Raw genomic sequence first — 15,224 nt, forward strand, 5'->3', positions numbered from 1 at the left:
TCGGGGGCGCTCGCCCCTAATGCACGTCAATTAAGCGTAAATCGGTCGCCATGAATGGCGACCCTACCGCAGTTGGCGAGGTTTTCGTAGGGTGCGCATTCATGCGCACCTATATACCCAGGCAATTTATTGCTTAAGTGAGCGGCATTAGGCCATTCGCCCCCCTTATTATTCTTTTTCAGCAGGATGCTGTAATGAAGGTCAATATTCGCGTCGTCTTAATAACCTCTTTCATTACCCTGATCCCCTCTCTTGCACCTCGCGCTGCCACGCAGGTTCCGCCTGGATTTGAATCGCTGGTTACCGGCCAGACGCTGTGGGTCAACCTTTCTGTTTACGGGCAATCGCTCGGCCTGTTTGAAGCCTCTGTTTCGCTGGATACCGTCACGTTCTTAAAACCGCATCAGGTTGCGCGGGCGGTGATGAAGCATTATCAAAAGAACCCGCAGCAGGAAAAGCGCTTAGACCATCTGATCAGTGAACCTTTGGCACGCAACGGCAACAAGGCATGCAGCAGCAACGGTGGTGCAGCGGGCTGCGACTATCTGGAAACCGATTCCCTCGCGCTGATCTATGACGAAAATAATGCCAAAGTGGCGCTGTTTCTCGGCCCGGAATTTGTGCCGCTTGCCGCAGACAACGCATCGCCCTATTACCAGCAGACCGCCGAAACGGAAGCGGCGTTTATTCATCAGCAGAATATTAATTTCGTCACCAATCGCGATGACCAGACGTTATCGCTGCAGGGTGCGGGCGCGCTTGGATTGACTGAAAACAGCTATGCCGGTATCGACTGGGACTATCTCGCGCAAAAATACCGTCAGCAGAGTCATCAGGAAGTGCGCTTTAACAATGTCTTTCTGCGCCGCGATCTCGGCAAACGCTATTACGTGCAGGCCGGACGCATGGATTCGCGCGATATCTTCAGTAACGCCGGCGGCAACATTACCTTAAGCCAACTGCCACTCAGCACCATCGAAGGTGCGCGCGTCGGTTCGACGCTCGCCTGGATGAACCGTGCACAGGCGGCGCAAGGCACGCCGGTGACGGTGTTTATTACGCGTCCGTCGCGTATAGATGCTTATCGTGGGCAGCAACTGCTTGGCACCTTTTACCTCAATGCCGGCACGCAAAACCTCGATACCAGCGCCTTTCCTAATGGCAGCTACAGCGTGACGTTGCGCATCTATGAAGATAATCAGTTGTCGCGTACCGAACAGGTTCCTTTTAGCCGTACCGGCAATGCCACCAGCCAGAACATTGAATGGTTTGTGCAAGGCGGCTCCATTCCCGATCGCGAGATGCAGGGCAACGGCGCAGCGTCGCAACAGGGCGCAGACCGCCGTGTGATGCAGGCGGGCATCAAAGTGCCGGTGATGCAAGACGCTGCGCTGACCGGCGGTATCGCCGTGACCAACCGCAACCGCTTTATCGAAAGCGCGCTCGACTGGAGCCACGGATTTGATAATCCGCTGCTCGACGGCATCCTCACTACCCGCTTTAGCTACCTGAAAGGCAGCGAAGGCTCGCGCGGCAATATCCAGCAGGTTGCTTATAACGACGGATTCTCCCTCAGTTTTTATCGCAGCGCCCTGTATGCGCAGGATTGCTACAGCAACAACGATGGGCAATACGGCTTTAGCGGATGCTACCAGAGCAGCAGCCTGATGTTCAGCGTGCCGGTGAAAAGCTGGTATCTGAATGCCGGTTACAGCGCCAGCAAGAATGAGGGCCGCAATGTGCTTCCGGTGCAGCTGGATGATAATGCGGTCGTGCCGCAGTGGGCGCGGCGTAACCTCTACAGCAAAACGCAGACCACCACCTGGCAGGCTGGCCTGGGGCGCGGCTTCAGCGTCAACGGCATCAATATTAATACCAGCGCCAATCTCTTTACCCGCACCAGCAGCAGCGGAACTCAGCGCGATAACGGCGGCTTCCTCTCAGTCTCACTCTCGCGCGTAAGCACGCCGACCGTCAATTCAACTTCGAGTTACAGTTCGATCGGTATGACCTACCAAACCGATCGCAACAACAAGGATCAAATTGGCTATAACGTGGCGCAAAACTGGTATTTCGATGCGCAGAATCAGCAGGAAATTGGCGTGAACCTCAACGGTAATCAGGAAAACACACTGAATGCCTCGGTTTATGGCAAAACCGGCGGCGAATACGGCAGCGGCAGCCTGGCATTCAGTTCGGCATCGTCAGGTTCATCCGCTCAACGCTTCAGCAGCAGCGGCAGCTACAACTCCTCATTGGCCGTGGCGCGTTCCGGCCTCTACTGGGGCAAATGGGGCAACGGCCTGCCCGGTGCGGCGGTGGGTCTGCATGTGGCAAGCAGCGATGAAAGCCGCGATACCCGCGTGGATGTTTCTGTCGATGGCGCAGGCAGCGCCAGCCTGCGCGGCACCGGCCGCACGTTATTCAGCGTACCGGCTTACACCCAGAGCGCGATCAGCATCAACGATTCCATCGAATCCACCGACGGCATGCGCAGTGAAATCACCCAAGGTGCCGGACGACGCACGCTGTTTATCGCGCCTGGCCGCATGCTGGTCAGCAAGGTGAATATTGTCTCGCGCTACACCTGGCTTGGCAGGCTGATGATCAATCAACAGCTTCCACTGGAAGGCGCCACGCCGCTGAATGTCGCCAGCTGGTCCGGTTTAGGCCAGGGCGGATTCAGCGCCGAGACCGATCACCGCATAAAAAATCTGTACATGGTGCGCGGCATGCAGATGTACCGCTGTGAAATGAAGGTGAAAAGCACCCATGACGTGGTGCGTTACGTTGGCGACAGCGACTGCCAACCCATCGAACTGGCTTCAGTGCCGCAGGAGGTGCAGCAGCGGGCAAAAATGCTGATTGTCACCCGCCAGGCGGATAAAGTTCCGCTGGCACGCACCGCGCCTTCTTCGCCGCAACAACAATAGGGATTTTGGATGAAAAGTAGATTTCTTAGCGCGCTGACGCTGCTAGGGATGTTAGCGGGCATGCAGGTGCAGGCCGCCATGCTCACGCCTTCAGGGCGCAATACCAGCGTTGCCGTGAGCTTTGACCGCATGTCAGTGCCGGCGCAATTGCCGATCTGGACCAATGAAAACGGCGGTTATGATACCAACGATGCGGCAAAATGGGGCCGCAACACGCTGGTTTGCCAGTCGCGCACCAGCAATCAATATGGTGCCTGCCTGACATTACCGGTCTGGCTGGAAGCGTCGCCGTCACCCTATCCCGTGCCGCTGTTGTTTACCGAAAGCAGCACCAAACAGACGCTGGTACTGAATGTCTATCTTACCAAAAGGCGCTCGCTGAATAATGTGGTGGTGGCGACCAACCAGGTGCCGATGAATGCCTTTGGCGGTGCCGTCACGCCGCGTGGCGATGGCACCGATTATTCGGCCTATCTTCCCTCTTCCGAGCTGAGTAAATTCCCGTCGGCGGGCACCTGGAGCGCAACGCTGAAAATGTCGCTGATGCAGTGGCCCGTGACCTCCTGTACCGGAAATTCGCAAAACGTGAACGTGGGTTGTACCAACGTGACGAAGATGGGTGACTGGATCGCCAACATGACCTTTAAGGTAACGGATTACGGCAATCAGCAGATCTATCTGCCAGAGTTTGGCAATGCGGCCGCCACTGTGGATCTCGGTTTAAAAACCTTCCCCGGTGCGCGCGCCACCACCAGCGTCAGCGGCAGCCGTTCGCTGGATATGTGCCTGTACGACGGCAATAACTCTGACAGCAACCGGGTGAGCCTGTTGTTTCAGGACGAAGGCGCAGCCGCGCCCAACAGATCCACGGGATTGTTTTCGTTATATCGCACAGGCGCGGACAAAAATCTGGCACAAAATCGTCTCGATTATGCGGTCGAAGTGATCAACCCGCTGACCAAAGCGCGCCAGGTGGTTGAGAATGGCAGTGAAATTATCTGGAGCGGCACCAACAGAGGAGTGCTAAGGCGTGTGGTGTTGCCGGGCCAGAGCAATTCGGTGCTGTGCGTTCCCGCGCCGATGCAGCTTATTACACCGGCCTTCACGTTATCATCAAAAACAGCGGGCCGTTATCAGGGTACGTTGAGAATTATTTATACCCCGACGACGCAGTAATGGCGCCAGTAGTGATGTCATAAAAACCGAAATTACCGAGCGCACACACGGTAGCGGCGCAATTTATTGCGCGATAAATCGCGCCGCTACGGAATGTGCAATAATTTGATGCGATTATCAAATTATCGGCATTACGGTATAGATTGGTGGTTTAAAAATTATTGGTAAAACGCTGATAGAGATGCAGGCTGTTTTTCAGATTGAGTTTTTTAACGATCTTATTCTGATGGCTATAGAGCGTTTTTTTATTTATCCCGGTTATTTTCGCCACGTCTTCAATCGATTCGTAAGTGAATAAACATCGCAGGAAATTAAACTCCTTCCTGGTTAAATGGTTGTTGACTGCGGGAGCAGCCAACAGCTGGCCGTTTTTATGCTGGCACAGCATCATCGCCAGCTTGGTGCTGATGGTGCCAACTGGAGATTTTTTATCGATAAAACAATCGGCTGTAATGGCATGGCTGCTGTAGTTAATCTTGTTTTTCACTGAATCCGTAAAGAAAATCAGCGTCGCATTGCGGGTGATTTTTAGTCTGGTCAGATAATCTATCTGAGCCAGCGCCGTGCGGAAGTTTTCCGGCAAATCAAAAATAATGATCGGTGAAAGACTGGCGGTTTTTTCCCTGTCACTCATCAGCGTCTTCATTTCACGAAGCGTATTACAGCAAGTGAGATTTGAATGTTGCAGAAGCGCAATTAAGCCCTGCTGGTGATAGCAAGACTGATCCAGATAAATGACATCCATGATTAATTTCCGATAAATATCCCTGATTCTGCGAATACTATCGGCTTCCTGGCGGAAATTAACTGTCCATTTTTGGTGCTAAATGACTCACGCGATCGACAGGTCGATTTAAACGTAGATCGGGCACAAAGTGTTACCTCTGTGCCCGGTCTGATTTCACTCTACAACCTAGGCGCGCGCGGCGATGATGCTTTCAGCCACGTTGCGTGGAGCTTCCGCGTAATGTGCAAACTCCATGCTGTAGGTGGCGCGGCCTTGCGACATCGATCGCAGCGTGGTGGCGTAACCAAACATCTCGGACAACGGCACTTCGGCGCGAATAATGCGCGCACCAAAGCGTTCATCCATGCCTTGCAGCGTACCGCGCCGCGCCGACAAATCGCCCATCACGCCACCGGCATACTCTTCCGGCGTTTCCACTTCCACCTGCATCAGCGGTTCGAGGATCACCGGATCGGCCAGTTTCGCGGCGGCTTTAAAGCCAAAGATCGCCGCCATACGGAATGCCATTTCCGACGAATCGACATCGTGGTACGAACCAAACGTCAGCGTGGCTTTGATGTCCACCGCCGGATAACCGGCCAGCACGCCGCTGTTCAGCGCTTCACGAATCCCCTTCTCCACCGAAGGAATGAACTCGCGCGGTACCACGCCGCCTTTGGTGGCGTCTTCAAAGGCAAATCCGCCACCCGCCTGCTGCGGTTCCAGCGTCAGCACCACATGGCCGTACTGACCTTTACCGCCCGACTGGCGCACAAACTTGCCTTCCACGTCGCGCACCGTTTTGCGGATAGTTTCGCGATAGGTAACCTGCGGCCGACCGATGTTGGCTTCCACGCCAAACTCACGCTTCATGCGATCCACGATAATCTCCAGATGCAGCTCGCCCATGCCGGAAATAATCGTCTGGCCCGATTCCTCATCGGTGTGCAGACGGAACGACGGATCTTCGGCCGCCAGCCGCTGCAGCGCCAGACCCATTTTCTCCTGATCGCTCTTGGTTTTCGGCTCAATCGACAGCGAAATCACCGGATCGGGAAACTCCATGCGCTCCAGCGTGATCACCGCATTGGGATCGCACAGCGTTTCGCCGGTGGTGACCTCTTTCAAACCCACGCAGGCGGCGATATCGCCGGCACGAATCTCTTCGATCTCGATACGGTCATTGGCCTGCATCTGTACGATGCGACCGATGCGCTCCTTGCGCCCTTTAACCGCATTCCACACGCTATCGCCTTTGCGCAGCACGCCGGAATAGACGCGCACGAAAGTCAGCTGGCCCACGTAAGGATCGCTCATCAGCTTGAACGCCAGCGCCGAAAACGGCTCGCTGTCATCCGCATGACGTTCATCGTGTTCGCCCTGCTCGTTGACGCCGCTCACCGCCGGTACGTCGAGCGGCGAAGGCATCAGTTCAATCACCGCGTCGAGCATGCGCTGCACGCCTTTGTTTTTGAACGCGCTGCCGCACAGCATCGGCTGAATTTCACCGAGCAAGGTGCGCTGACGCAATCCGGCAACCACCTCCTCTTCACTGAGATCGCCCTGCTCCAGATAGCGATCCATCAATGCTTCGCTGGCTTCTGCCGCCGCTGCCACCATGTTCTCGCGCCACTCGGCGGCGAGTGCCTGTAACTCAGCAGGAATCGGCGCATAGCTGAAACTCATGCCCTGGCTGGCGTCATCCCAGTAAATGGCGCGCATTTTGTTGAGATCGACCACGCCGCTGAAGTGCTCTTCCGCGCCGATGGGAATGACAATCGGCACCGGATTGGCGTGCAGGCGATCTTTCATCATCTGCACCACGCGGAAGAAGTCCGCGCCCTGACGATCCATTTTGTTGACGAAGGCGATGCGCGGCACATGATATTTGTTGGCCTGGCGCCACACGGTTTCTGACTGCGGCTGCACGCCGCCAACCGCGTCATACACCATCACCGCGCCATCGAGCACGCGCATTGAGCGCTCAACTTCAATGGTGAAATCGACGTGTCCGGGCGTATCGATGATGTTGATACGGTGCGGCGTAAAGCTGCCGTCCATGCCTGGCCAGAAGCAGCTCACCGCCGCCGAAGTAATGGTGATCCCACGCTCCTGCTCCTGCGCCATCCAGTCGGTGGTTGCCGCGCCATCGTGCACTTCACCTAACTTGTGGCTCATTCCGGTGTAAAACAGGATGCGCTCAGTGGTGGTAGTTTTACCGGCATCGATGTGCGCGGAGATGCCGATGTTGCGATAACGTTCGATGGGGAGGGTTCGGGGCATGATGCGTCCTTAGTCATTCGACTGATTATGCGGCGCGCACCATTGCCCGCCGCTGCGCAACAGCCTAAACCTATTGTACGAGTAAATACGAACAGTTTGAGCCTTTTTTAAACATCGTTAAAATCTTGTATGTGATTCAGCATTTACGGGCTGGAAAGCCGTCGCCGGTCACTTTAAGGTAAGGCTTTCACTCTCAACGGGAAAATTGACCATGCGTATTCTGGTAGTCGGCGCCGGCGCCACCGGCGGCTATTTCGGTGCGCGTCTGGCGCAAGCAGGACGTGATGTGACTTTTCTGGTGCGCGAGCGCCGCTTTCAGCAGTTGCAGCAAACCGGTCTGGTGTTGAAAACCCCCACCGGCAGCGAAGTGATTCAGCCGCAATTGGCACAGACCGGTTCGCTTGATGGCCATTACGATCTGATTATTTTGACGGTGAAAAGCTTCGCGCTGGATCAGGCGATGAACGACATCGCGCCCGCTGTCGGTCCGGACACGCTGATCATGCCGATCCTCAACGGCATGCGGCATATCGATACGCTGCGCGCGCGCTTTGGCGACAAAGTGATTGGCGGCTTGTGCAAAATCAACGCCACGCTGGGTGAAAACGGCGAAGTGATGCAGATGACGCCGCTGCATATTCTCTATTACGGCGCGCTGGACGCTCACAACGATGCGCGTTTGCAGCGGGTGGATGAAGCGCTGAGTGCGGCGCAGTTTGATACGGTGTTTGCTGACAACATCATCAGCGAACTGTGGGAAAAATGGTTGCTGCTCAGCACGTTGGGTGCGGTGTGTTGTATCGCACGCGGCAATACGCAACAGGTGCTGACGTCACAAGGTGGCGAAGCGCTGCTGCAAAGCGTTTTTGGTGAAGTGTTGGCGGTGCTGAGTGCGGAAGGTTACCAGCAGCGTCCGGCGGTGACGGCGAAGATTTATGAGACGCTGAACAATCCTCAAGCGGCGATGACCTCGTCGATGTATCGCGATTTAACCCAGGGCTTTGAGATTGAGGCCGATCAGGTGATTGGCGATCTGCTGGTGCGCGGCGCACGCAGCGGCGTGGTGACGCCGTTGCTGAACGCGGTGTATGTCAATTTGCAGGTGTATGTGCAGAATCGATAAGGTTGATCGCCATTACGTAAAAAGGCACCTATCGTAGCGGCGCGATTTATCGCGCATATCCATGGCGGCACAGAGATGGCGCAATAAATTGCGCCGCTACAGGTTAGCGGCGTTTGTTACAATCGTGACTGCACGCCTGGCAACTGCTTCAGGCGTTGCCAGCCGGCTTCCACCGCTTCTGGCACCTCGACGTGGCCGAGGAAACCTTTGCCGCGCGGGCCGTAGCCGTTTTCATCGTCGCGCAGGCGCTGGATTTCACCCATCAGCAACGACAGAAAACGCTCCATCGACCACAAACCCTGCGGCGGTGCGCCGATGATGCGCAGCATGCCCGCGTCCATCTTCACCTGCGGCACAAACACCGGCCAGCTAATAAATTCCGGTGCATCCGCACGCTCGCGCCATTGATAGCGGAAAGTTTCCCAGGTGCGACGCTGCATCAGCGGATCCTGCACCAGCAGCACGCGCTGCGGCTGCCAGCTGTGCTCATCCAGCAGCTTTTGGCTGAAGGCGGCGTTTTCCCCGCAGTTGCGTGAGGCGGTTTCCAGCAGCAGCAGATCGTCCGGCAGCGCGGCAAATACGCGGGCGACATCGCCTAACAACTCGGCTTCGCTTTTGCCTTTACTGTCGATTTGTCGATACAGCGGATGCGCGGCGAGCATCTCCACCAGCAGCGAGGTTGAGTGACCGATGCCGCCGCTGATCAATAACGGCAGCTGATACTTTTTCGCCACGGCAATCACCGCTTCCACATTCGGCAGTACCGCGTGACCAGCGAGAATGGCTAAATCGATGTCGAGCGTGCCATCTTGTGGCATCTGATCCAGCGCCAGCCAGGCCGCCAAAGTATTGATATCCTGAATCTGATGGTTATTGAGCTGCATCCGGTTCTCCTCTTTTTACCTTTGGCAGTGTAGCGGCTTAAGTGCGTGTCGGCAGGGAAAAATTTGCTACACTCGCAGCTTAATCTTCAGGAGAGATTCATGACTGCGCGCTCCGTAACCCTCGACGATGTTGCTCATCTGGCTGGGGTTTCTTATCAAACCGTTTCCCGCGTCCTCAACCATTCCGAACAGGTTTCGCCGCGCACCCGCGCCAAAGTAGAAGCCGCGATGCAGCAGCTCAACTATGTGCCGAATCGCGTGGCGCAGCAGCTGGCGGGCAAAAACACCCGCACGCTCGGTCTCGCCACCAGCGATTTAGCCTTGATGGCGCCGGCGCAGATCGCTTCGGCGATTCAGCAACGGGCGGCGGCGCAGGGTTATCATCTGGTGATCGCCATGGCGAATCCCGACAGCGCGCCGCAGGATACAGTGAATGAACTGCTGGCGCAGCGCGTGGATGCGCTGCTGATTAACCTGCCGCTGGATGCGGCGCAGGCCGCGCAGATTCAGCAACAGTGCGACAACAAGCCGGTGCTGTTTCTCGATGTGGAGCGCAGCGCTGAAGTGGCGCAATGCCAGTATCAGAGCGAATCCGGTGCGCAGCAGGCGGTTGATCATCTGGTGGCGCTCGGCCATCGTCAGATTGGCGTGTTAAATGGTCCGGCAAGTTCTGCGTCGGCGCGCGCGCGTTTCGCCGCGTGGCAACAGGCGCTGGCGGCGCATCAGCTCAAGCCATTCTGCGTGCTGAGCGGCGACTGGAGCGCGGCTTCGGGTTATCAGGCGCTGCTGACGCAGTTGCCCAACAATCTGCCGCAGGCGCTGCTGGTGGCTAACGATCAGATGGCGCTCGGCGCGATGCGTGCGCTGCATCAGCACGGCGTGAAGATCCCGGCGGAGATATCGCTGATTGGCTACGACGATACGGCGGAAAGCGCGTGGTATCAGCCGCCGTTAACCACCGTGCGTCAGGATCTGCAGCAGTTGGGCGCGGTGAGCGTTGATCGCTTGCTGGCGCAGCTGGAAGGCGGCGATGTCGCCGAGAAGACGCTGGAAACCGAGTTGGTGTTGCGGGAAACCACCGCGGCACCGCAGCAGGATGAGGTGGATGTGGCAGAGATTGCGCAGCAGTTGCAGGTTTTGGCGCGCAAGTTGAAGCGCACCTCATAAATTAGGCGAGGTGCGCCATTGGTCGCCATGAATGGCGACCCTACGACAGAGCGAGTTTTACCGCGTCTTCTGCGTGGATCAAGGTGGTATCGAACAGCGGCACGCTGGCATCTTCCGCCTTCACCAGCAAGGTGATTTCGGTGCAGCCGAGAATGATCGCCTCTGCGCCCTGCTCCACCAGTTCGGCAATAATCTTGCGGTATTGCGCGCGTGATTCATCGCGGATCACGCCAAGACAGAGTTCCTGATAGATGATGTCGTGCACCACTTTGCGACCGGCTGCATCGGGCACCAGCACCTCAATCTCAGACTGATTAAGTCGGCCTTTGTAGAATTCCTGCTCCATGGTGAACGCCGTCGCCAGCAAACCGACTTTTTTCACGCCCGCCTGACGAATGCGCTGCGCGGTGGCATCGGCGATATGCAGCAGCGGAATGCTGACCGCATCGATGATCTGCTGCGCGACTTTGTGCATGGTGTTGGTACAGAGCACGATAAAATCCGCGCCGCCTTTTTCCAGACTTACAGCCGCTTCTGCCAGAATTTCGCCCGCTTTTTGCCACTCGCCTGCGGCCTGTAGCTTTTCGATTTCATGGAAATCAACGCTGTACATCAGGCTGCGCGCGGAGTGCAAACCGCCCAGCTGCTGCTTTACCTGCTCATTGATAATACGGTAATAGAGCGCAGTGGATTCCCAGCTCATCCCGCCAATCAAACCGATCATTTTCATCTGCTTAACTCCGTTTTAAACATGCTGCTCAGCACTGTAAGCGAAAACGCTAAACCGCGCGATAAATCGCGCCGCTACGGAAACGCGCAATGTTCGTGTAGTGGCGCAATTTATTGCGCAAACTTTTCCGGCCAGCGCGCCGCAGGAAACAGCGATAAGCGGATATTGAACAGGTGGAACATCGGCGCAAACAGCGTATTTTCCTGCATCGCCGCCGCTTCCAGCCGCAGCAACAATGTATTCAGTTCCGCCAGCAATTCCGGCTGCGGCGTGGTTTGCAGCGATTTTAACCGACGCTTAAGAAACTGGCTCAGCTCATGAAACATCGCCGCGCTTTCGATGTGATGCGCCAGCAGCAGCTGACGATGACGCGTGTAATAGTCATAGCAGTTTGCACCCAGCCAGGCTTCCGCAATCAGATTGCCGCCGGAGACCAACTCCGGCACCGGATCGACACGCTTACGCGGCAGAATAATGTTGACCTTATCCAGCGTGCGCGAAACAAACTGCTGACGCGCGGTGAGCGTGACGCTGTTGAGCCGCACCGTCGCGATAAACTGCAGCAGCTCGCGGATACCTTTGCGCACCGCGCGTTTGGCGGTCCACGACGGACGCTTGTTGCGGATCAGCGCCGTAATCACCACCGCGAAGGTAATGCCCACCAGCGTCGAGAGAATAGCGTTCACTATAAGCTGTAGATCGGGCTTGAAGTTGTGGCTCATGCCAATCAGACCGGGAATCTGCGTGGCGACAATCAGGCCAATCAGGTTAGTCGACGGATTGGCGATAACCAATCCCAACGCCAGCAAGCCCGGCGCAAGGCAGATCACCAGAGCTTCGAAGGTCACCGCCTGCGGAATCAGCAAGGTGATATACAGCAGGCTGATCACCACGGAGATCAGCACACCTTTCAGGAACAGTTTCATCGGCGCAATCGGGCTGTCCATGCCAGCAAAGAAGGAACACAGCACCGCCGCCATCATCGGCGCGGTGGCGCCATCTACCCAGCCGCTACCAATCCAAAATACGCAGGTGACGAAGGTGGCGATAAACGCGGTAAACGACGACAGCAGCAACAAACCCTTATCGACGTGTTTATGCGCGCGCGCCATTTTTCCGGCTTTGACCGCGGGCGTCCATTCACTGACGCGTTCGCTAACGCTTTGATAGGCATCGACGATGCGCACAAAATTGAGCAAGCGCTCCAGCAATCCCATCAGCAGAATGCTCTCTTCGCTGTTGAGCCTGCCCTGTTGCCACGCCCGTTTCAGCTGCTCTTGCGCGTGGCTGAGCTGGTCGCGCACCGGCAGTTGCTCTTCACCGTTTAGCCACAGCAAAAATTGCTGAAACACCTCGGCGATATAGTCGGGAAAACGGATTTGCTGCTGCGCCAGCAGATTGAGGCGCGATTCGATTGCCGTCAGCGTCGGGATGAAATAGGAGAGATGCTGATACTGCACGCTGACTAAGCGCACCAGACGCCGTGCAGCATCGCCTTCATACACGCAGTGCGTGATGAGCGTTTCGACGTTCAGCGGATAGTTGGCCATCTGAATCAGGATATCTTCGCGCTCCACCGACTTCTCAGCGGGCATCGCCGTGACCAGTTCGCTACACAGCTTGCGCGCGTTCTGATACCACAGGTTCACACTCTGCTCTAACAGATTGCGCATCGAGACCGGCCACAGCAGGCGATGCACCAGGCTGCTGCAGACGATGGCGACGGTGATCTCCTCAACACGCGAGATCACCGTGTAGGTGATGGCCGAGGGCGATACCACATCGGGAAAACCCATGATCGCCGCGCTGTAGCCCGCCAGCATAAACACATAGCTCTTCGGCGTGCGGTCGTGCAGCGACAGATAAAGACAAACCGCGACCCACAGCGAGATGCACAGGCTGAACAGCAGCGGATCCTGCACCGTGGCGGGATAGATCAGCAAGGTAAACAGCCCGCCCAGCAGGGTGCCGAAGAAACGGAAAACCGATTTCGATACCGTCGATCCCGAATAGAGCTGCGAGGCAACGTACACTGTAGTCAGTGACCAGGCCGGTTTATCGAGATTGAGTTCCAGAGCAATGTAAAAAGCCAGAAAGGCAGCAAGACAGGTTTTGGCAGAAAACAGCACTGCGCTTCGTGAAAACCACTTCATAGAACGGGTAAAACCTTATGCAGGCAGCGGAATTGCTTATCCTGACAGAAGCTTTTGGCAATGGCATTTTGATTTGTTATACAAATTATTACCGTGCTAATTATATGGGCATCTATGGAAATTCCGATCGCGATTGCTGATTACAGTGAATGATCCAGATCACATAGATAATAGTTATAAGCGATCGAAATTAGTTATTTATTGGTTATATAAGGGCTTTGCTAAGGTGGCAAAAAAACCACGCGAGAATCATCATGAAAGCAAAACTTCCTGTCCTGAGCGCTTTAGCTCTCAGCTTTGGCCTGCTCTCCACATACGCCTTTGCCGCTAACCCAGAAACCGTCACCATCGGCTATCAGAAAGCCAACATCTTTGCCCTGCTGAAATATCGCGGCACGCTGGATGAAACCTTTAAGAAGGAAGGCATCGCTATCCGCTGGGTGGAGTTCCCGGCGGGTCCGCAGATGCTGGAAGGCTTAAACGTCGGCAGCATTGATTTGGCGGCAACCGGCGATGCGCCGCCGGCCTTCGCGCAGGCAGCGAAAGCCGATTTGATTTATCTCGGTCATTCCCCGGCTAACCCAAAAACCGAAGCCATCGTGGTGCCGAAAGATTCCACGATTAAGAGCGTGGCGGATTTGAAAGGTAAACGCGTCGGTCTGAACAAAGGTTCTGACGTTAACTATCTGCTGGTAAAAGCGCTGGAAGATGCGGGACTTAACTACAAAGACGTGACGCCGGTGTATCTGCCGCCCGCCGATGCACGCGCGGCCTTCCAGAAAGGCGCGATTGATGCGTGGGTGATTTGGGATCCTTACCTGGCAGAAGTGGAAGCCAACGCCGGAGCGCGTGAAATCCGCAATGCGGAAGGATTGGTGCCGCATTACACCTTCTATCTCGCCAGCCGTCCGTTTGCCGAAGGCCATCCTGATACCGCGAAACAGGTTGTTGATGAGTTGAGTAAACTCAGCGATTGGGCCAACAAGAACCCGGATGACGCGGCAGCGATTCTGTCGAAATCGACCGGCCTGGATAAAGCCATCTGGCAAACCACTATTAAACGTCTGCCTTATGGCGCGTCGCGCATGTCGCCACAGGTATTTGATGAGCAGCAGGCGTTAGCAGATACCTTTACGCGCGTGGGTCTGTTGCCAGTGAAAGTGGATGTGCGCAGCGCGACCTGGTCGCTGGATAAGAAGTAAAAATTAATAAATCCGGGCCTGACTATTGGCCCGGATTTATCTTTTATTCGTAATGGTAGTCATTATTCAAACGCTTTTTTGCCTCGTGCAATAGGTTCAAACTTTGACGGTACGATGAGTACCAACCGCGTGCGTTAAAGCTGTGCGAGCGTTTTCAGGGTTTCAGGATTCTGCTGAACCATGCGTATAAGCAAAACAGCCTGGGCGTTAGGCCTGGACCTGCCTTGCTCCCAGTTTTGATAGGTGGTTTCACCCGTGTGAAGGTAGTGCGCAAAAACGGCCTGAGAAAGGTTGAGTTTTTCGCGTACATCACGCAGCTCCTGTGGCGCGATGGTAACGGGCGCGCGCTTGCTGACCTTGTAGGTCTTGAGCGTGATTTTTCCGTCCTTATAATCTTTCAGCTCCTGCATTCCCGTCATCAGTTCACTGAAAATATCGCGTTCAGTCATGTCTCAGCCCCTTTTTAATCACGTTCAGCGCCGAACCCAAGGCGTTGCGCTGCTGTTTAGTCAGATCGTCGCGATGATATTGTCGTACTAGCAGTTCATCTTCCTCTGATGAGGGTTTGTATGGAATGGGGACAGGTGCTATGTGAACCAAAAATACCTGTATGAAAGCTAGCTGATTGCATTCTGTTGCTCCCTGTTACTGATATCCATTTAAAAAAAACAGGGCCAATCATAATTAATAAATTAGCGATCACGAATATAAATTTTGGCTTAATATTGAACAGTTTTGAATTTTGGATTGTGGTTCACATAGTGATGTAACGTGATGATTTAATGGGTTTGTAAGTTATGGTCGTCATGAATGGCGACCCTACGATCTGAGGGATCCCCAGAAATA

General features: G+C 55.3%; 11 protein-coding genes. 5 read left to right on the forward strand and 6 right to left on the reverse strand.

The features are described 5' to 3' along the window. Nucleotides 1-194 precede the first annotated feature (194 nt). Complete coding sequence (locus tag HX773_RS21805) at nucleotides 195-2,933, forward strand: TcfC E-set like domain-containing protein (protein ID WP_176973296.1); 2,739 nt, start codon at nucleotides 195-197, stop codon at nucleotides 2,931-2,933. Between the two features lie 9 nt (nucleotides 2,934-2,942). After that, nucleotides 2,943-4,109: a CfaE/CblD family pilus tip adhesin gene (locus tag HX773_RS21810; protein ID WP_176973297.1), complete on the forward strand. Its 1,167-nt coding sequence runs from the start codon at nucleotides 2,943-2,945 to the stop codon at nucleotides 4,107-4,109. 151 nt (nucleotides 4,110-4,260) lie between these two features. On the opposite strand, the gene HX773_RS21815 is transcribed toward HX773_RS21810, so the two are convergent. Both HX773_RS21815 and fusA read right to left on the reverse strand, forming a co-directional pair. Beyond that, on the reverse strand, nucleotides 4,261-4,854 hold the full coding sequence (locus HX773_RS21815; protein WP_176973298.1) for a LuxR C-terminal-related transcriptional regulator: 594 nt from the start codon (nucleotides 4,852-4,854) through the stop codon (nucleotides 4,261-4,263). A gap of 168 nt (nucleotides 4,855-5,022) precedes the next feature. Continuing rightward, the gene (gene fusA, locus HX773_RS21820) at nucleotides 5,023-7,119 is read right to left on the reverse strand and encodes an elongation factor G (protein ID WP_176973299.1); all 2,097 of its coding nucleotides are present in this window, start codon (nucleotides 7,117-7,119) and stop codon (nucleotides 5,023-5,025) included. A gap of 211 nt (nucleotides 7,120-7,330) precedes the next feature. Here fusA and HX773_RS21825 point away from each other — a divergent pair, with 211 nt between their 5' ends. Continuing rightward, on the forward strand, nucleotides 7,331-8,242 hold the full coding sequence (locus HX773_RS21825) for a ketopantoate reductase family protein (protein WP_176973300.1): 912 nt from the start codon (nucleotides 7,331-7,333) through the stop codon (nucleotides 8,240-8,242). Between the two features lie 116 nt (nucleotides 8,243-8,358). On the opposite strand, the gene HX773_RS21830 is transcribed toward HX773_RS21825, so the two are convergent. Next, entirely contained in the window at nucleotides 8,359-9,126 is a 768-nt protein-coding gene (locus HX773_RS21830; protein WP_176973301.1) for a YdcF family protein, read from the reverse strand. A 99-nt stretch (nucleotides 9,127-9,225) separates the two neighbouring features. Here HX773_RS21830 and HX773_RS21835 point away from each other — a divergent pair, with 99 nt between their 5' ends. Beyond that, a complete protein-coding gene (locus HX773_RS21835; protein ID WP_176973302.1) occupies nucleotides 9,226-10,293 on the forward strand; it encodes a LacI family DNA-binding transcriptional regulator in 1,068 nt (355 codons plus the stop codon). A 40-nt stretch (nucleotides 10,294-10,333) separates the two neighbouring features. Here HX773_RS21835 and HX773_RS21840 read toward each other — a convergent pair whose 3' ends face one another. Beyond that, nucleotides 10,334-11,023, reverse strand: a complete 690-nt coding sequence (locus tag HX773_RS21840) for an aspartate/glutamate racemase family protein (protein WP_176973303.1) — start codon at nucleotides 11,021-11,023, stop codon at nucleotides 10,334-10,336. A gap of 110 nt (nucleotides 11,024-11,133) precedes the next feature. Next, nucleotides 11,134-13,176 (reverse strand): FUSC family protein, encoded by a 2,043-nt coding sequence (locus tag HX773_RS21845; protein ID WP_176973304.1) that lies wholly within the window; start codon nucleotides 13,174-13,176, stop codon nucleotides 11,134-11,136. A gap of 254 nt (nucleotides 13,177-13,430) precedes the next feature. On the opposite strand from HX773_RS21845, the gene HX773_RS21850 reads away from it, so the two are divergent. Then, nucleotides 13,431-14,378 (forward strand): sulfonate ABC transporter substrate-binding protein, encoded by a 948-nt coding sequence (locus tag HX773_RS21850; protein WP_176973305.1) that lies wholly within the window; start codon nucleotides 13,431-13,433, stop codon nucleotides 14,376-14,378. Nucleotides 14,379-14,512: 134 nt separating this feature from the next. Here HX773_RS21850 and HX773_RS21855 read toward each other — a convergent pair whose 3' ends face one another. Further along, nucleotides 14,513-14,827 carry a DNA-binding transcriptional regulator gene (locus tag HX773_RS21855; protein ID WP_176973306.1) on the reverse strand — a complete coding sequence of 105 codons (315 nt, stop codon included), beginning with the start codon at nucleotides 14,825-14,827 and terminating at the stop codon, nucleotides 14,513-14,515. Nucleotides 14,828-15,224: the final 397 nt, after the last annotated feature.

Origin of the sequence: Pantoea sp. B9002, from assembly GCF_013385945.1 — a bacterium.
GTDB lineage: Bacteria > Pseudomonadota > Gammaproteobacteria > Enterobacterales > Enterobacteriaceae > Pantoea.

Coding starts and splice junctions, on each gene's coding strand:
- HX773_RS21805 (WP_176973296.1), top strand. CDS start 195: ATGAAGGTCAATATTCGCGTCGTCTTAATAACCTCTTTCATTACCCTG.
- HX773_RS21810 (WP_176973297.1), top strand. CDS start 2,943: ATGAAAAGTAGATTTCTTAGCGCGCTGACGCTGCTAGGGATGTTAGCG.
- HX773_RS21815 (WP_176973298.1), bottom strand. CDS start 4,854: ATGGATGTCATTTATCTGGATCAGTCTTGCTATCACCAGCAGGGCTTA.
- fusA (WP_176973299.1), bottom strand. CDS start 7,119: ATGCCCCGAACCCTCCCCATCGAACGTTATCGCAACATCGGCATCTCC.
- HX773_RS21825 (WP_176973300.1), top strand. CDS start 7,331: ATGCGTATTCTGGTAGTCGGCGCCGGCGCCACCGGCGGCTATTTCGGT.
- HX773_RS21830 (WP_176973301.1), bottom strand. CDS start 9,126: ATGCAGCTCAATAACCATCAGATTCAGGATATCAATACTTTGGCGGCC.
- HX773_RS21835 (WP_176973302.1), top strand. CDS start 9,226: ATGACTGCGCGCTCCGTAACCCTCGACGATGTTGCTCATCTGGCTGGG.
- HX773_RS21840 (WP_176973303.1), bottom strand. CDS start 11,023: ATGAAAATGATCGGTTTGATTGGCGGGATGAGCTGGGAATCCACTGCG.
- HX773_RS21845 (WP_176973304.1), bottom strand. CDS start 13,176: ATGAAGTGGTTTTCACGAAGCGCAGTGCTGTTTTCTGCCAAAACCTGT.
- HX773_RS21850 (WP_176973305.1), top strand. CDS start 13,431: ATGAAAGCAAAACTTCCTGTCCTGAGCGCTTTAGCTCTCAGCTTTGGC.
- HX773_RS21855 (WP_176973306.1), bottom strand. CDS start 14,827: ATGACTGAACGCGATATTTTCAGTGAACTGATGACGGGAATGCAGGAG.